Genomic DNA, 16214 nt, shown 5'->3' with positions numbered 1-16214 from the left:
AACCGGCGAGGATGGATGACGCGTCATGGATACGACTCTCTCGGCCGCTGACCGCGACCAGTCGCCGACCTACGACCTGGTCGGCGTCGGCTTCGGGCCGTCCAACCTGGCGCTGGCCATCGCCATCGAGGAGCACAACGCGAAGTGTGCCCCCGGGGACCGGATCGAGGCGCGCTTCCTGGAGAAGCAGGACCGCTTCCGCTGGCACCCGGGCATGCTGCTGGACGGCGCGACCATGCAGATCGCGTTCCCGAAGGACCTGGTGACCTTCCGTAACCCGGCCAGCTCGTTCAGCTTCTTCTCCTACCTGTTCGACAAGGGCCGGCTGGTCGACTTCGTCAACCACCAGACCTTCTTCCCGACCCGGCACGAATTCAACGACTACCTGCAGTGGGCGGCAGGCCGGGTCGACGCCGACGTGCGATACGGCACCGCCGTCACCGGCGTTCGTGGCCTGCCCGCCGCGGATGGCGCGGTGGACGAGTTCGCGGTCGAGACGGCCGACGGGCAGGTCATGCGGACGCGGAACCTGATCGTCGGGGCCGGGTTGCGCGAGCGGATCCCGGAGTGGGCGACGCCGTCGGCGCGCTGCTTCCACAACCATCAGTTCCTCTTCCGGATCGACGAGCTGCCCGAGTTGCGGCACCAGCGCTTCGTGGTGCTCGGCGCAGGCCAGAGCGCGGCCGAGGTGGTCCAGTACCTGCACCGCAACTACCCGCAGGCCGAGGTGCACAGCGTGTTCTCCCGCTACGGCTACAGCCCGGCGGACGACAGCCCGTACGCGAACCGCATCTTCGACCCCGGCGCCGTCGACGAGCTGCACGGTGCCGACAGCACCGAGCGCGAGCGGATCCTGACCCTGCACAAGAGCACCAACTACTCGGTCGTCGACATCGAGCTGATCAACGAGCTGTACACCACGGAGTACCAGGAACTGGTGCGCGGCCAGCGGCGCCTGTTCATGCGCCGGGCCTCCGAGATCGACGGCGTGGTCGAGACAGAGGAGGGCATCGAGGTGAGCGTGCGCAGCAACCTCGACGGCCTGACCGACTCGCTGATGTGCGATGCGCTGGTGCTGGCCACCGGGTTCACCCCCACCCCGCTGAGCAACCTCATCGGCGACCTGGCCCCCGAGGGCGGGGTCGCCACCGAGGTGGACCGCGATTACCGGCTGGTCACCCCCGAGAACGTCCGCGGTGGCATCTATCTCCAGGGCGGCACCGAGAAGACGCACGGCCTCACCTCGTCGCTGCTGTCCAACGTCGCCGTTCGCGCCGGTGAGATCCTGAATTCTGTGCTGGAAAATCGCCCCGACCACGGCGATCTTGATAGGGTCGAGGCGTCCGCTGGGGCGGAAACCCCAGCGCGGGAAACACCGATGAACGAATTTGCGACAAGCGAGGCCAGATGAGCACCAATCCCTTTGACGACGAAGACGGCCGTTTCTATGTGCTCGTCAACGACGAGGACCAGCATTCGCTGTGGCCGACGTTCTCGGACGTCCCGCAGGGGTGGCGTGTGGTGTTCGGTGAGGACAGCCGCCAGGCGTGCGTCGAGTACGTCGAGGCCAACTGGACCGACATGCGCCCGAAGAGCCTGCGTGAGGCCATGGAACGCGACGCTGCCGAGCGCGGAAACCAGAGCTGACAACCCGGCGCCACCGGCGCCGGCGCACTGACTACGACGCCCGATTCTGACCCGACCTCCGTCGGCTCAGGGTCGGGCGTTTCAGCGTTCCCGTGCGGCGCAGAATCCGTGGCCGCCGCATGGTCCTGGCGATCCACTCGCCGAGCGTCACCCCGGCGGCGAGCGCGCATCCGATGCCGAACGCCGAGAGCAGCGCGCTGAACCCGTCCAGCAACTCGTTGTTGAGCAGGGCGTACAGGCCCCGGTAGAGGGCGAGACCCGGCAGCAGCGGGGTGATGCCCGCGACCGCGATCACCTGCGGCGGCGTCAGCGCTCGGCGGGCCAGGATGCCGCCGACCGAGCCGACCACGGTCGCCGCGATGGCCGAGGCGATGACCGGGCCGATGCTCACGCTCAACGCCAGGCTGTAGACGAGAATGCCGGCGGCGCCGCCGATACCCGCGACGGGCAGCGCCCGTCGCTCCGCGTAGCAGGCCACCGCGAAGAAAAGCGAGGTGAACGCGCCCGCGACCACCTGCACCGGGATCTGGGCCAGCGCGGGCGGCGGGACGGTGGTCAGCACCGGCAACGTCGAACCGAGCGCGCCCGCGATCCGCAGCGAGATCGCGACGCCCGCGATGATGCCGCCGGTCATCATGAGGACCTCGAAGAACCGTGCGACGGCGGTGATCGGTGCGCCGGTGATGGCGTCCTGCACCGAGCCGACCAGCGACAGCCCCGACAGCAACACGATCACCCCGGCCGCGATGATCAGCGACGGCCGGATGGTGATGCCCAGCTGGTCGCTGAAGGTGTACAGCAGGCTGGCTGGCGCGGCGGCGATCAGTCCGCCCATCACGTGCTGGAAGAAGAACGGGAGCCCGACGGCGTTCAGCCTGCGGTTGACCCGGTCGATGACCATGGTGGTCAGGAAGCTGACGACCGCCACCAGCAGGTTGCCGCCGAGCAGCACCGAGGCGGATGCCGCCATCGACGCCCACGCCAGCGTCGCCGTCCAGCGGTTGTAGGGATGTGGCGCGCGGGTGATCCGGGTCAGCTCGTCGTGTGCGTCGTCCGGGTTGACCGCCTCGGTCCGCAGTCGGCGGGTGAGCCGGTCGACCGCGGCGAGCCGGGTGAAGTCCAGCGCCCGGTAGTGCACGATCCGCATGGTGGCTGCTGGTGGCATCGTCGGTCCGCGGTGCGCGCTGATGCGGATCGCGTTGTAGGTGACGTCGACGTCGCAGCGCGCGAGCCCGTAGCTCGCGGCGACGAACTGGACCTGCGCGGTGGTGTCCATCGCGGAGGTGCCCGACGCGAGCAGCACCTCGCCGGATCGGAGGGCGATGTCGAGGACCTCCGCGACCTTGGCGTCGTCGGTGAGGTCGATCGGCTGCAGGGGCGCGGGGGCCGAGGTCTGGTCGTCGACCACCGCCCGTTCTTCACCGATCAGCCTGTTCAGCGAGGTGAGTGCGTCGCGCAGGCGCCCCCTCGCCACGTCAGGACACCGCGTCCGCTTCGCTCAGATCCGTTGCCGCGAAGGCAGATTCGAGGTCGGTGTGCCGGAAGATCGACGTCACCTGGTCGTGTACCACGCGGAAGGCGGTGGCGACCGTCGACTTCTCGTCGGGCTTCGCGGCCCAGCTGGCCTCCTCCTCGACCACGACGACGCCCTCGTGCACGAACATGCGTCCGGCGATCAGGGTCAGCCCGGACTCGGAGGCCCACTCGCGCAATGCGGTCAGGCCCTGCCCGGCACCTTCCGGGCCTGCCACCTCCACGTCGTCGCTCGAGAGCGCGAGGAGGGTGTCGATGTCGGAATCGTTCAGTGCGTCGTGCCACGCGAGGACCGTGGCGATCTCCGAGGTGCTCATGCGTCCACGCTATCGGTTTCCGGCCGCGGAGGGCGTGCATGGGGCCTGCGCCTTTTCGGCTGCGACCGCCGGACCCGCGAACTAGGCTTTGAGGCGCTGACGCTGGAGCGCCGGTGCTCGCATTCGTTCCGGAACGAGGCGGCAAAGATGGTGGTGAATCGTCGAAGGCCGATCTCCGTGGTCGCGTGCGTCGCGATCTCCCTGGCGCTGGTCCTCACGTCATGCTTCTCGACGACGGGGGAGCCGGGCGTCAACGCAGGCCCCGACGGCACCCCCGCCGCGTATCGGGAGCCGGTGAGGCTGTCGAGCGAGGACGGCGTGCTCGAGGTGCGGCTGTCGGCGCGCCAGGGCACGGTCGCCCTCGACACCGCCCCGGGGCCGGTCTCGAATTTCCTGCTGTTCGGGTACGAGGTCATCCGGGGGACGGCCTCGGACGGCGAGGCGAAGGGTGAGGACGTGTACCCGGCGCCGACGCTGCGGGTCGACCCCGGGGAGCGCCTGATCATCCACTACGACAACGACCTGCAGGGCCTGACGATCGAGGACTTCTACGATCCGGCCTTCACCCCCGCGGGCGGCCAGGTGCCGATCTACCCGCCGTCGCTCGCGTCGGCGCCGCTGAACCTGCACACCCACGGGCTGCACGTGAGCCCCGACGGCAACGCCGACAACGTGCTCCTCGACATCCCCGCCGGGATGGGTAACCGCTACGACTACGCGGTCCCGGAGGACATGCCGAACGGAATGTACTGGTACCACAGCCATCGCCACACCCTCACCGCACAGCAGACCTATCTGGGGCTCGCGGGCATGCTCGAGATCGGGCGCCCGGACGGCAACCTTCCGCTGGTGACGCAGAACGAGATCCCGATCCGCGACATGGCGCTGCAGTACAACTTCGTCTTCGACCGCAAGGGCAGTGGACGGCAGCTGAACGACCCGGACTGGCCGCAGTACGTCAGCACGCTCACGCCCCCGAAGGGTTCGGAGCTGGCCGACGGCACGTATTCCCCGAGCCTGGCCCCGGTGAACTTCCCGGAGACGACGAAGGGTTCCCGGTACGTCACCAACTGGTACGCCGGGCCGCTGTCGCCTGCCAACCACCGCGGCCAGAACCAGTTTGTCCCCGGCAATCTGCAGACCTTCACCAGCGACACGGTGACCGTCCCTGCGGACCCGTCGCTGCCGGAGAACCAGCGGGACGTGCAGTTCACCATCAACGGGCAGTTCCAGCCGGAGCTCGACCTCGCGCCCGGCCAGACCGAGGTCTGGGTGCTGGCCAACATCAGCGACTTCGCCTACATGCCGGTCCGGCTCACCGAGACGGCGACGGGAAAGCATCCGGCGTTCGCGATCGTCGGGCAGGACGGCAACCCCTTCACTCGGGTGGAGCCGCCGGTCGGCGGCGACGGCACCCGGCTCGTCATCCCGCCCGGCTCGCGGTTCGCGATCGCGGTGACGATGCCGAAGACCGGCGACCTCGTTCTCGACATCCCGCCGTTGGAGGGTGCGAAACCGGTGACCAATCCGGGCGTGCTCTACACCAACGACGGCTCCGAGAACCCACCGGCGGTGCTGGGCACGGTGACCGTGGACCCGTCGGTGATCAGCTACGCCGACGGCTTCTTCACCTTCCCCACCCAGACGCTGCTGCGCGTGACGCCCGCGAGCGGCGAGGGGCGGACGACTGCGTTCGCACCCGGCCAGAACCTGGACGCCTACACCTCGTTCGTGGACACTTCGGTGATGACGCCCGACGTCAAGCGCACGCTGACGGTCTCGGGCGGGTTCGGCAACGAGAAGGCCTCGGCCAGCGATCCGAAGGCGTTCACCTACGAGTTCGACGACAACACCTTCCCGAACATCCCCCTGCTCCAGCCACGACTCAACTCGGTCGAGGAGTGGACGATCACCAACCTCAACAATGACGAGCACCCGATGCACATCCACGTCAACGACTTCCAGGTTATGGAGGTCGTGGATCCGGTTGCGGGTACCAGGACCGGCGTGCAGCCGTGGGGGATGGACAACGTCAACGTCCCAGCGCCGGTGACCGACGAGAACGAGAGCGCGCTCGAACCGGCGTCGGTGACGCTGCGTACGAAGTTCACCGAGTACATCGGCACCTTCGTGATCCACTGCCATCGCCTCAACCACGAGGACAACGGACTGATGGCGCTCGTCAACGTGATTCCCGAGGTGTCGACGTACGCGGTGGCGGTACCCGGCTCGCCCGGCACACCTGCGACGGTGCAGGTCCACGACGGCAACGGTGACAGGGTGATCGCCGCCGTCACGCCGTTCCCGTCCTTCGAGGGCACCCCGACGGTGGCGATCGCCGACGTGAACGGCGACATGGTGCTCGATCTCGTCGTCGGTACCGGCGCGGGCGCGGAGCCGGAGGTGGTGGCATACGACGGCGCCGATCGCGCCGCGGGTCCGTTCAGCGCCGAGCTGACCCGGTTCGCCCCGTTCGACAAGGGATTCCACGGCGGGGTGACCGTCGCGGGCGCCGACATCGACGGAAACGCCTTGGCCGACAACATCATCGTGGGAACCGGCCCCGGCGTCGAGGCGCAGGTGAAGGTGTTCTCCTCGACGCTGCCCGCAGCGAAGGGCGAGGCACCGCAGGTGTACTCGACCTTCACGCCGTACCCGGGGTCCGAGGCGGGAGTGTCGGTCGCGACCGGGCTGGTGGATACCGCCTCGGGCCGGGCCAGCATCGTGACCGCGCCCGGCCGGGGGGAGGCACCGCGGGTGAAGACCTTCCGGTACGACCTGTTCGAGCCGACCGCGGCCGCGGCGGCGAAGGGCGGCCACGGCGGGCACGGCGGCACGGGCGCGAACGGCGGCGGCACCGATGAGCCGGCGATGACGTCGGAGTTCCTGGCCTTCGACGAGGGCTATCGGGACGGCGTCTCGCTCGCGACGGGCTGGGTGGCAGGCGCCGAGGGCGGCGCGAAGAGCATCGTGACCGGCATGGCGGGCGGGGCGGGCACGGTGCGCGTGTGGTCGAGCGGCTCACGGCTCGACGGCGAGCCCGGGATGTACCTCGAGAGCCCGGACCACCACTCGGGCCCAGTGGATTTCCGGCAGATCGCCTCCTTCGAGCCGTTCGCGGGCGGCGGGGTGCAGGTGGCCACCACCAGCACCACCGCAGGCGCGGATCTGCTCGTCAGTGGCGCGGGTGCGGCGGGATCCGAGGTCCGCAAGATCGGGCTGGGCCGGGCGGACCCGCAGTCGACGACGCTGACACCCTCGCCGCTCGGGGAGCTTCCCCCGCTGCCTGCGGCGGGCGCGGTTCCGCTGGGCGGGCGGTAGGTCCGCGATCGAGACCGAAAACTCTTGACCGAGTCCAGAACAATGCGCCATTGTATGGAGGTGCCCTCCGCGAGGGAATACGCAGCGCATTTGCGCACGGCAGAGCTTCGCGTGACCCGGCCCCGGGCCACGGTGCTGGAGGCCGTGCACACGCACCCGCACGCCGACACGAAGACGATCTACCGAGCCGTGCGCGCCGTCCTGCCCGAGGTCTCCCGCCAAACCGTGTACGACGTGCTGCAGGCCCTCACTGAAGCCGGCCTGGTGCGGCGGATCCAGCCTGCGGGCAGCGCCGTGCGGTACGAGGCCCGCGTCGGTGACAACCACCATCACTTCGTCTGCCGCACCTGCGGGGTCATCGCCGACGTCGACTGTGCGGTCGGCGCGGCCCCCTGCCTCACCGCGCCCGGCGACCGCGGCTTCGTCGTGGAGGAGGCCGAGGTCACCTACTGGGGATGGTGCCGCGACTGCTCGGCAGCACAGGTTTCGCGATCAGGTTTGCGATCGAAGTCCGATTCACCCACTCCTGGAAGGAAGGACCGTCGTGTCCAACAGTGAAAGCGAATGCCCGGCAATGGGCTCCCCGACCCCGCAGGAGCACCGGCCCAGGACCAACAGGGACTGGTGGCCGAATCAGCTGGACCTGCAGGTTCTCCATCAGCACTCGCCGCTGTCCGACCCCATGGGCGAGGACTTCGACTATGCGGCAGAGTTCGCGACGCTCGACGTGGACGCGCTGAAACGGGACGTCATCGAGTTGATGACGGCGTCGCAGGACTGGTGGCCAGCCGATTTCGGACACTACGGGCCGCTGTTCATCCGGATGAGCTGGCACGCGGCGGGCACCTACCGGATCGCGGACGGCCGTGGCGGTGGCGGCGAGGGCGCCCAGCGCTTCGCCCCCCTCAACAGTTGGCCCGACAACGCGAGCCTCGACAAGGCGCGCCGGTTGCTCTGGCCGGTCAAGCAGAAGTACGGCAGGAAGCTCTCCTGGGCGGATCTCCTCATCTTTGCCGGCAACTGTGCCTACGAATCGATGGGATTCAAGACGTTCGGCTTCGGTTTCGGCCGCGAGGACATCTGGGAGCCCGACGAGGTGTTCTGGGGGCCGGAGGACACCTGGCTCGGCGACGAGCGCTACACCGGCGACCGGGAACTCACCGGTCCCTTCGGTGCCGTGCAGATGGGCCTGATCTACGTGAATCCGGAAGGGCCCAACGGAAACCCGGATCCGCTCGCCGCGGCCGTCGACATCCGCGAGACCTTCCGCCGGATGGCGATGAACGACGTCGAGACCGCCGCGCTGATCGTCGGCGGCCACACCGTCGGCAAGACCCACGGCGCGGGACCGGCCGATCTCGTCGGGCCCGAGCCGGAGGCGGCGCCGATCGAGCAGCAGGGCCTCGGCTGGAAGAGCTCGTTCGGCACCGGCGTCGGTGGGGACGCGATCACCAGCGGCCTCGAGGGCACCTGGACGCCCACCCCGATCAAGTGGGACAACAGCTTCCTCGAGACCCTGTACGGCTACGAGTGGGAGAAGACCAAGAGCCCGGCCGGTGCGTGGCAGTACATTCCGAAGGACGGCGCAGGGGCGGGCACCGTCCGCGACGCGCACGATCCGTCGAAGTCCCACAGCCCGGTGATGCTGACGACGGACCTCTCGCTGCGCCTCGACCCGGTCTACGGGCCCATCACCCGGCGCTGGCTGGATCACCCCGAGGAACTCGCGGAGGAGTTCGCCAAGGCCTGGTACAAGCTGCTGCACCGCGACATGGGGCCGGTCTCGCGCTATCTCGGCCCGTGGGTTGCGGAGCCGCAGCTGTGGCAGGACCCCGTCCCCGAGGTCGATCACGACCTGGTCGGGCCGGACGAGATCACCGCGCTCAAGGCCACGGTCCTGGGTTCGGGGCTGTCCATTCCCCGGCTGGTCGGTGCGGCATGGGCGTCGGCTGCCTCCTTCCGCGGCACCGACAACCGCGGCGGGGCCAACGGGGCGAGGATTCGGCTTGCGCCGCAGAAGGACTGGGAGTCCAACAACCCGGCAGGCCTGGCGGAGGTACTGCAGACGCTCGAGCGGATCCGGGACGACTTCAACGGTGGGCGCTCCGACGGCAAGCGGATCTCGCTGGCCGACCTGATCGTGCTGGCGGGCTGCGCGGCGGTGGAGCAGGCGGCGAAGAATGCCGGGCACGACGTCACGGTCCCGTTCTCGCCGGGCCGCACCGATGCAGCCCAGGAGCAGACCGACGTGGAGGCGTTCGAGGTGCTCGAGCCACGGGCCGACGGGTTCCGCAACTACCTGCGCGCCGGGGAGAAGCTGCCCGCCGAGCGACTGCTGCTGGACAAGGCGAACCTGCTGACGCTGACGGCCCCGGAGATGACGGTCCTCATCGGTGGGATGCGTGCACTGAACGCGAACGTCGGGCAGTCCGCGCACGGCGTCCTCACCGATCGGCCGGAGGTCCTGACCACCGACTTCTTCGTGAACCTGCTCGACATGGGCACGGAGTGGAGGGCATCGGCCGAGTCCGAGAACGTCTACGAGGGCCGCGCTCGCGGCACGGACGAGGTCAAGTGGACGGCCACGGCCGTCGACCTCGTCTTCGGTTCGAACTCGCAGTTGCGCGCGCTCGTCGAGGTCTATGCGAGCGACGACGCGCAGCCGAAGTTCGTGGCGGACTTCGTCTCCGCGTGGGACAAGGTGATGAACCTGGACCGGTTCGATCTCGCCTGATACCGGCACGGCGCCCCGCGAGCCGACACGGCTCGCGGGGCGCCCGCGTTCTCCCGATCCCGTCAGATCATCGCGCGGTGGGCGCCCTGCGGCTCGCCGCCGAGTTGGGTCAGCGCCGACGAGTGGAAGATCGAGCCGGGCACGTGGATGGCGTGCGAGAGGCCGGCGTGTGCGTCCCGCCAGAAGCGCTGCATCGGCGTCTTCATCTGCAGCGCACCGCCACCCGACCGGGCGAAGATCTCATCGACCGCGCGTACCGCCCGCCACGCTGCGGCGGTCTGGGTCCGGCGGCCGATCGCGCGCTGCTCGAAGGTGACCTCCTTGCCGCTGTCGGTGAGGTCCCAGAACCGGTCCACCGTCTCGAGGATCGCCGCCCGCGACGCGGCGATCTCCGCGGCGGCCTCGCCGATCGCGAACAGCACGTACGGATCGTCCTTGATCGCCGTGCCGGACACCGTGATCCGCTCGCGCTGTGCGTTCAGATGGCTGGCCAGCGCGCCCTCGGCGATACCGATCAGCGACGAGGTGATGCCCAGCGGGAAGATGCACGAGAACGGGAAGTTGTACAGCGTCTGCGTGCGCCCGGCCTCCTTCGGTGCGGTGCCGTCGAAGACCTTCGCCGCGTCCAGGGTTCGGTGCGTCGGGATGAAGGCGCCCTTGACGATCAGGTCCTTGCTGCCGGTACCCCGCAGGCCGACGACGTCCCAGCTGTCCTGGTCGATGTCGTAGTCGCTGCGCGGCAGCAGCACGTGCAGGATCTTCGGCGGCATCAGCCGGTTGCCGTCCTGGTCGCCGACGGCGGCGCCGATCATCACCCACTGGCAGTGATCGGTACCCGAGGAGAACGACCAGCGGCCGCTGAGGATGTAGCCGCCGTCGGTCGGGACCGCGACACCCATCGGCGCGTAGGGCGAGGCCATCCAGGTGTCGGGGTCCTCACCCCACACCTCCTGCTGGGCCTTCGGGTCGAAGAACGCCAGCTCCCAGGGGTGCACGCCGACGATGCCGCTGACCCAGCCGGTGGCGCCGTCCATCGCACCGATCGCCATCGCGGTCTCGGCAAACTCCCGCGGATGCGCCTCGAGGCCGCCGTGATCCTTGGGCTGCAGCATCCGGATCACCCCTGACTCCCGCAGCCGCTTGGCCGAGGTATCGGAGAGTCGCATGAGCTTGTCGCCCTCGACACCGTTGGCGCGGATCTCGTCCGCGTACTGCTCGATCCGCTCGTGAACCTGACCCATGACTTCCTCGTCTCGGTAGGAGTTGCCGGCTGATTGCGTTCAAAACTAGAACATGTTCCAACGATGCGGAAGGGGAACGAACTCTTTGGTTTCTTTTCCTGCGGAACCGGACCTCGCCGTGTGTTGGCGACAGGTTCTTCAGTTTCCGCTGGTAAAGGCCGTGATCCGGAGCCTTGCGGATCCCGTTCGCGATGAACGGTCGCCAGGATTTGGGTGGCGTGAATCACCGATACAGGAGATTCGGCGAATCCAGTGCAACCAAACTAGAACTCATTCTAGCCTTGTGTGATGGACGTGACCTACGAGGGGACCAAGAGGGAAGTCGTTACCGGCAAGGGGGTGTTGCGCTACCACGAGGCAGGGGAGGGGCCGCCGCTGATCCTGTTGCACGGCTCGGGCATCGGAGTCAGCGGCTGGCGGAACTACCGGGGAAACCTGGCCGTCTTCGCCGAGCACTTCCGCTGCTACATCCTGGAGTTCCCCGGATTCGGCGTGAGCGATCCGGTGGAAGGGCATCCCGTGCTCACCGCGGGTTCGTCGGTGATCCGGTTCATGGACGCACTCGGTATCCCATCGGCTGCGATGATCGGGAACTCGATGGGTGGCGTCGTCGGCGTGAACCTGGCGATGAGACACCCCGAGCGGGTCGGCAAGCTTGTCACCATCGGCGGGGTGGGTCCGAACATCTTCAGTCAGAACCCGAGTGAGGGCACACGGCTACTGCAGGAGTTCGCCGACAGCCCGAGCCGCGAAAGGCTGGTCCGCTGGCTCGAGTGCATGGTCTACGACCCCGCCGTGATCACGGAGGAGCGGGTCGAGGAACGCTGGGAGACCGCCAACGATCCGGTGTCGCACGAGACGCTTGCGGCGATGTACGGATCCAAAGCGTTTGCGGCGCAACAGCAGGCGATGGTCGCATCGGATGCACCGCCGTACTGGTCGATGATGCACAAGGTGCAGTGTCCGACCCTGCTCAGCTGGGGCCGAGACGACCGGCAGTGCCCACCGGACATGGCCATGGTGCCGATGAGGCTGATCCCCGATGCGGAGTTGCACGTGTTCCCGAACTGCGGTCACTGGGTGATGGTCGAGGCCAAGGAGGCCTTCGAGCGAGTCGCCATCGAGTTCCTGCTGCGGTGAGGGTGTTCCTGCCGCAGCGGCACCCAGAGCTGGCATAGGTGGCGGGCGAGCAGTTCCGATGTGTACATCTCGAAGATCGGTTCGTCGTCCACCACCAGCCCCCGAGTTTCGATTTCGTCGAGAATGCTCGACCACGCCGCACCCACGCCCTCCGTGGTGTGCGGCACATCGAATGCCGCGTAGGGCCCGCCGCGGAGGTTGCCGTCGCCGACCGCGCCGTCGAGTTCGAGATCGTCACTCACGACGATCGCCGCGTCGTAGCGGCACTCGTCGGGCGGTGTCGCGGAGGGATCGTCCCTCGGAACTCCACACAGGACTGCCCCGTCCTGGAGCAGGCCCCGGCCGGATGCCCACTGCTTTATGTCGGACATCGCCCGGGCGTTGCCCAGCCCGAACGGCCCGGTTACGCGGACAAAGGCGATTCGACGAGTCGAAATGTGTTGAAGCGTCATGCGCATGATTTCTCCCAATGTTGTGCGGCGGGAGCGAAAGTATCACGCTATAAAACTAGCCTGACCAGCATTTTTAGTACTTTTTACGAGGTGGTGAGTTGGGCCTGTCGGCGGCTGCATAGCGACCGGCGAGCTCGACCCCGATGCGCGCCAACTCGTCTCGCACCGATCGCGGCTCGAGCACCTCGACGTCCGCGCCCCAGCCGGCGAGGTTGCGGGCGATGTCGAGCGGGGTCGGGGCGGCGAGTCGCACCCGGGTGCGGCCGTCGTCGGTCTCGCCGTCGGTGTGGCAGTGCCTGCCGAAGTGGTCGCGCAGGATCCGTACGAACCGGGTCTCGATGAGCACCGTCGCCCAGGTGGCCCCGCGCCGCTCCTCCATCCTCCCGACCACCTGCTCCCACGCGCCGGCGAGTTCGAAGTCGGCGGGCCGGTCGGCGGGCTGATCGGTCGGCTGGGCCTCGGCGATCCGGTCCACCCGAAAGGTGCGCTGGCCGTGCTCGGTCCCGGCGATCAGGTACCAGGTGTCGTCCTTGTCGACCAGGCCCCACGGATCGACAAGGCGTTCGCTCCGCTCGCGGGCGCCGTTGACGTAGGTCAGCCGGACCTTGCGCCTGCGGACCACCGCGGACTGCAGTTGGTCCACCATCGCCGGTCGTCGGCGATCGCGCTCGCCCCAGCGGGTCGGGTCGATCATGGTGGCTCCTGCGGCGGCCTCGGCCTCGGCCCGAAACGTCTGGGGCAGAGCACGTACGAGCTTGCGGAGCGCGGCCTTGGCCTCGCTCGAGACCGCCGCGGCCGGTCCGACGAGCAGGAACAGGGCCTGCGCCTCGTTGGACGACAGGCCGGACAGGTCCGTGCGGGCGCCGCCGACGAGTGCCCAGCCGCCACCACGTCCGGGCTGCGGGTACACCGGGATGCCTGCCGCGGACAGCGCCTCCAGGTCGCGGCGGGCGGTGGCGACAGACACCTCGAGCTCGTCGGCCAGTTCGGCGGCCGTCACCCGGCCGCGGGACTGCATGAGCAGGAGGGTGGCGACGAGTCGGTCTGCGCGCATGTTTTCAGTTTCCCCGTAAAAGTGCTCAGTTGGTGAGCACTTTGATCGGAATGATGGTTCTCGTCACCAACCGAACGAGGGAAGGAACCACCGATGTTGCGAGGACTCACCACCGTCAGCTTCTTCGCCGACGATGTCGCGGCCGCCAAGGACTGGTACACCGAGGTGCTCGGCACCTCGCCGTACTTCGCGCGTGAGATCGACGGGGCGACCGCATACGTCGAGTTCCGCGTCGGCGACTTCCAGCACGAGCTCGGCATCATCGACGCGCGGTTCGCGCCGCACGCCCGCACGGACGAGCCCGCAGGCCAGTTGACCTACTGGCACGTCGACGACGTCCAGGCGAGCTTCGATCGACTGCTCGCGCTTGGCGCCACCGTGCACGACAAGCCGACCGAGCGCGGGCCCGGGTTCGTCACCGCCTCCGTCGTCGACCCGTTCGGGAACATCCTCGGTGTCATGTACAACCAGCACTACCTCGACATCCTCGGCTCGAAGGAGGCGTGAGATGGCCACCGTGAGCACCCCCGACGTGGCAACCTTCGCCCCGCGGACAGCCGCCGATTGGCGTGACTGGCTGACGCGAAACAGCCAGTCCGAGAGGGAGATCTGGCTGATCATCCACCACAAGGACAGCGGCACGCCGAGCCCGCGCTACCACGAGGCCATCGAGCAGGCCCTCTGCTTCGGCTGGATCGACGGCCTGCACCGCAAGCACGACGCGGACAGTTCCCGGCTCCGGTTCACCCCGCGCAATCCCCGCAGCACGTGGAGCCGGGTGAACCGGGAACGCGCGGCGAACATGATCGAGCTGGGTCAGATGACCCCGCACGGCCAGGCCCTGATCGATGTCGCCAAGGCCACAGGGACCTGGCAGGTGGTGCCCGACGACGGCGCCGCGCTGCCCGACGACCTGCGGGACCCGCTGCACCGCAACGGGGCCGCCCGCGCGAACTTCGAGGCCTTTCCGCCGTCCTCGAAGCGGCTGATCTTGGAGTGGATCGCGACGGCGAAGCGGCCGGAGACGCGGCAGCGTCGGATCGATCGGACGGTCGCGCTCGCGGCGGTGAACATCAGGGCCAATCACCCAGGGGTGCGGGTCGGCGACGGTGCCCTCCCGCAAAGCGTCGCGGTGTGACACGCTGATGAGATGCGCGCCAGTTCGGGCGGGCGACTCGCCGCCCTGCGGTTCGCGGCGGCCGTCCTCGGCGTCACGGCGTCGCTGATCGCGTGTGGCGGCCAGGAGGAGAACCCCGCGGGCAACACGGTGCCAACGGCGGACACGCCGCAGGCCGACATCGCGCGGACCTTCGATATCGGTGGTGGGCGGCAGATGTACCTGGAGTGCCGCGGCACCGGATCCCCGACGGTGGTGCTGGTGCCCGGCGCCGTCGCCGCCGCGGACACCTGGAGCGAGGTCGCCGATCGGTCCGGTGACATGGTGCCGAGCGGGTCAGCGGTGTATCCGGAGGTCGGCGCGTTCACCCGGGTCTGCTCCTACGACCGGCCAGGGACCGCACGCGCGGGCGACGAGTTGACCCCGTCCACGCCGGTGTCCCAGCCGACCACCCCTGAGCGGGACGCCGCCGACCTGGGCGCGTTGCTGACCGCGGCCGAGGTGCCTGGCCCATACGTGCTCGTCGGGTGGTCGTACGGGGGACCGGTCGCGAGGGTCTACGCGGGCACCCACCCGGACGAGACGGCCGGTCTGGTCCTGGTCGATGGCATGTCGGAGTACCTCGAGAGCGAGCTGACCCCCGCCGAGTTCTCGGTGTTCCTCCGGATGAACGAGCTGGACAACCAACGCCGCACCGCCCAGTGGGCGGACGTCGAGCAGCTCGATCCCGCCGCGACCTTCGCGCAGTTGCACGCCGCCCCGCCGGTTCCCGACGTGCCGGTCGTGGTGCTCAGCGGGGACACTTTCGACCCGGACGCCTTCCGCGCCCGCCTGCCTGCCGACGCACCCGCCGACTATCCGGAGGTGTTCTGGCGGGCGCAGCTGGCGTCGCAGGACAGGCTCGCCCTGCTGTTTCCCGGCGCGCAGCACATCACGAAGACGGACAGCGGCCACAACATCCACAACGAGTCGCCGCAACTGGTGGTCGACGCGATTCGTGACGTCGTCGACCGTGCGGTGGGAAACTGACGCGCGGATCAGTTCACGACGGCGCCGCTGGCGGCGTCCACGTTCACGTCGTAGTCCCAGCCCTGGGTGTTGCGGATGTGGACGTGCCACACCGTCTTGCCGTCGTGCTGATTGGTTTCGGAGGAGACGATCGTGCCGCCGGGGACGGTCGCGAGAGCGGTCTGTTCGGCCTGTTCCTTGGTGACCGTCACCGCCGCGTTCGGTGCGCCGGTCATCGACGTGCGGTCGTCCTCGTCGTGATCCTCCTGGTCGCGATCCACCACGGCGCCGCTGGCTGCGTCGACGTCCACGTCGTAGTCCCAGCCCTGGGTGTTGCGGATGTGGACGTGCCACACCTGCGTGCCGTCGTGTTTGACGAGTTCGGAGGAGACGACCACCCCGCCGGGGACGGTCGCGAGGGCGGTCTGTTCTGCCTGTTCCTTGGTGACCTGCGGCATCGCCGCGGTGCCCGTTGGCATGGACATCGACATCGGCATGGAGGTCGCCGCGGCGCTCGTCGTCGGGGTGGTGTCATCGTCGTTCGAGCCGCAGCCCACCACCAGCAGTGCCGAGGCGATGGCAAAGGGGATCAGGCTCGCACGTCGTGCAGTCTTCGTGGTCATCGGTTGGTCCTCGATCCTGTTGAAGGG

Annotated in this window: 15 protein-coding genes; 9 read left to right on the top strand and 6 right to left on the bottom strand. The window is 68.6% G+C overall.

From position 1 onward, the window contains the following. The first annotated feature begins 25 nt into the window (after nt 1-25). Together BR31_RS0125910 and BR31_RS0125905 are read left to right on the top strand one after the other, a co-directional pair. Nucleotides 26-1411 carry a lysine N(6)-hydroxylase/L-ornithine N(5)-oxygenase family protein gene (locus tag BR31_RS0125910; RefSeq protein ID WP_027503482.1) on the top strand — a complete coding sequence of 462 codons (1386 nt, stop codon included), beginning with the start codon at nt 26-28 and terminating at the stop codon, nt 1409-1411. Further along, nucleotides 1408-1647 carry an MbtH family protein gene (locus tag BR31_RS0125905; protein ID WP_027503481.1) on the top strand — a complete coding sequence of 80 codons (240 nt, stop codon included), beginning with the start codon at nt 1408-1410 and terminating at the stop codon, nt 1645-1647. The genes BR31_RS0125910 and BR31_RS0125905 overlap by 4 nt, the downstream gene beginning before the upstream one ends. Nucleotides 1648-1678: 31 nt before the next feature. Here the strand turns inward: BR31_RS0125905 and BR31_RS0125900 are convergent, their stop codons facing one another. Next, nucleotides 1679-3121 carry a threonine/serine exporter family protein gene (locus BR31_RS0125900; protein ID WP_081830689.1) on the bottom strand — a complete coding sequence of 481 codons (1443 nt, stop codon included), beginning with the start codon at nt 3119-3121 and terminating at the stop codon, nt 1679-1681. A gap of 1 nt (nt 3122) precedes the next feature. Further along, complete coding sequence (locus BR31_RS0125895) at nt 3123-3497, bottom strand: nuclear transport factor 2 family protein (RefSeq protein WP_027503479.1); 375 nt, start codon at nt 3495-3497, stop codon at nt 3123-3125. 147 nt (nt 3498-3644) lie between these two features. Between BR31_RS0125895 and BR31_RS0125890 the strand changes: the two genes are divergently transcribed. From BR31_RS0125890 to katG, 3 genes are read left to right on the top strand one after another with little or no spacing between them, the layout of a single operon-like run. Beyond that, nucleotides 3645-6818: a multicopper oxidase family protein gene (locus BR31_RS0125890; RefSeq protein ID WP_027503478.1), complete on the top strand. Its 3174-nt coding sequence runs from the start codon at nt 3645-3647 to the stop codon at nt 6816-6818. A gap of 54 nt (nt 6819-6872) precedes the next feature. Beyond that, nucleotides 6873-7376 (top strand): Fur family transcriptional regulator, encoded by a 504-nt coding sequence (locus tag BR31_RS30260; RefSeq protein WP_197023717.1) that lies wholly within the window; start codon nt 6873-6875, stop codon nt 7374-7376. A 16-nt stretch (nt 7377-7392) separates the two neighbouring features. Then, nucleotides 7393-9552 carry a catalase/peroxidase HPI gene (gene katG, locus BR31_RS0125880; RefSeq protein WP_081830688.1) on the top strand — a complete coding sequence of 720 codons (2160 nt, stop codon included), beginning with the start codon at nt 7393-7395 and terminating at the stop codon, nt 9550-9552. Nucleotides 9553-9614: 62 nt separating this feature from the next. Here the strand turns inward: katG and BR31_RS0125875 are convergent, their stop codons facing one another. Next, complete coding sequence (locus BR31_RS0125875) at nt 9615-10793, bottom strand: acyl-CoA dehydrogenase family protein (protein ID WP_027503476.1); 1179 nt, start codon at nt 10791-10793, stop codon at nt 9615-9617. Nucleotides 10794-11081: 288 nt separating this feature from the next. Between BR31_RS0125875 and BR31_RS0125870 the strand changes: the two genes are divergently transcribed. Continuing rightward, nucleotides 11082-11933 (top strand): alpha/beta fold hydrolase, encoded by an 852-nt coding sequence (locus BR31_RS0125870; protein WP_027503475.1) that lies wholly within the window; start codon nt 11082-11084, stop codon nt 11931-11933. Here the strand turns inward: BR31_RS0125870 and BR31_RS0125865 are convergent. Together BR31_RS0125865 and BR31_RS30255 are read right to left on the bottom strand one after the other, a co-directional pair. After that, nucleotides 11867-12385 carry an AraC family transcriptional regulator gene (locus BR31_RS0125865; protein WP_197023716.1) on the bottom strand — a complete coding sequence of 173 codons (519 nt, stop codon included), beginning with the start codon at nt 12383-12385 and terminating at the stop codon, nt 11867-11869. The genes BR31_RS0125870 and BR31_RS0125865 overlap by 67 nt on opposite strands. A 73-nt stretch (nt 12386-12458) precedes the next feature. Beyond that, nucleotides 12459-13439 (bottom strand): helix-turn-helix transcriptional regulator, encoded by a 981-nt coding sequence (locus tag BR31_RS30255; protein WP_051637749.1) that lies wholly within the window; start codon nt 13437-13439, stop codon nt 12459-12461. 93 nt (nt 13440-13532) lie between these two features. Between BR31_RS30255 and BR31_RS0125855 the strand changes: the two genes are divergently transcribed. Genes BR31_RS0125855 through BR31_RS30250 form a run of 3 tightly spaced genes read left to right on the top strand, consistent with a single transcriptional unit; the run spans nt 13533 to nt 15585 of the window. Next, nucleotides 13533-13946, top strand: a complete 414-nt coding sequence (locus BR31_RS0125855; protein WP_027503473.1) for a VOC family protein — start codon at nt 13533-13535, stop codon at nt 13944-13946. A gap of 1 nt (nt 13947) precedes the next feature. Beyond that, a complete protein-coding gene (locus BR31_RS0125850; protein WP_156042633.1) occupies nt 13948-14577 on the top strand; it encodes a YdeI/OmpD-associated family protein in 630 nt (209 codons plus the stop codon). 12 nt (nt 14578-14589) lie between these two features. Continuing rightward, nucleotides 14590-15585: an alpha/beta fold hydrolase gene (locus tag BR31_RS30250; RefSeq protein WP_081830686.1), complete on the top strand. Its 996-nt coding sequence runs from the start codon at nt 14590-14592 to the stop codon at nt 15583-15585. Between the two features lie 8 nt (nt 15586-15593). Here the strand turns inward: BR31_RS30250 and BR31_RS0125840 are convergent, their stop codons facing one another. Beyond that, nucleotides 15594-16187 (bottom strand): PepSY domain-containing protein, encoded by a 594-nt coding sequence (locus tag BR31_RS0125840; protein ID WP_027503471.1) that lies wholly within the window; start codon nt 16185-16187, stop codon nt 15594-15596. Between the last annotated feature and the right edge of the window lie 27 nt (nt 16188-16214).

It is taken from the genome of Rhodococcus sp. UNC363MFTsu5.1 (assembly GCF_000686785.1).
Classification (GTDB): domain Bacteria; phylum Actinomycetota; class Actinomycetes; order Mycobacteriales; family Mycobacteriaceae; genus Rhodococcus_G; species Rhodococcus_G maanshanensis.
The sequence above is the reverse complement of the archived record's forward strand: the minus strand, read 5'-3'. Positions and strand labels throughout refer to the sequence as shown.

Coding starts and splice junctions, on each gene's coding strand:
- BR31_RS0125875 (WP_027503476.1), bottom strand. CDS start 10,793: ATGGGTCAGGTTCACGAGCGGATCGAGCAGTACGCGGACGAGATCCGC.
- BR31_RS0125840 (WP_027503471.1), bottom strand. CDS start 16,187: ATGACCACGAAGACTGCACGACGTGCGAGCCTGATCCCCTTTGCCATC.
- BR31_RS0125850 (WP_156042633.1), top strand. CDS start 13,948: ATGGCCACCGTGAGCACCCCCGACGTGGCAACCTTCGCCCCGCGGACA.
- BR31_RS0125910 (WP_027503482.1), top strand. CDS start 26: ATGGATACGACTCTCTCGGCCGCTGACCGCGACCAGTCGCCGACCTAC.
- BR31_RS0125905 (WP_027503481.1), top strand. CDS start 1,408: ATGAGCACCAATCCCTTTGACGACGAAGACGGCCGTTTCTATGTGCTC.
- BR31_RS30260 (WP_197023717.1), top strand. CDS start 6,873: ATGGAGGTGCCCTCCGCGAGGGAATACGCAGCGCATTTGCGCACGGCA.
- BR31_RS0125865 (WP_197023716.1), bottom strand. CDS start 12,385: ATGACGCTTCAACACATTTCGACTCGTCGAATCGCCTTTGTCCGCGTA.
- BR31_RS0125895 (WP_027503479.1), bottom strand. CDS start 3,497: ATGAGCACCTCGGAGATCGCCACGGTCCTCGCGTGGCACGACGCACTG.
- BR31_RS0125870 (WP_027503475.1), top strand. CDS start 11,082: ATGGACGTGACCTACGAGGGGACCAAGAGGGAAGTCGTTACCGGCAAG.
- BR31_RS30255 (WP_051637749.1), bottom strand. CDS start 13,439: ATGCGCGCAGACCGACTCGTCGCCACCCTCCTGCTCATGCAGTCCCGC.
- BR31_RS30250 (WP_081830686.1), top strand. CDS start 14,590: ATGCGCGCCAGTTCGGGCGGGCGACTCGCCGCCCTGCGGTTCGCGGCG.
- BR31_RS0125890 (WP_027503478.1), top strand. CDS start 3,645: ATGGTGGTGAATCGTCGAAGGCCGATCTCCGTGGTCGCGTGCGTCGCG.
- katG (WP_081830688.1), top strand. CDS start 7,393: ATGGGCTCCCCGACCCCGCAGGAGCACCGGCCCAGGACCAACAGGGAC.
- BR31_RS0125855 (WP_027503473.1), top strand. CDS start 13,533: ATGTTGCGAGGACTCACCACCGTCAGCTTCTTCGCCGACGATGTCGCG.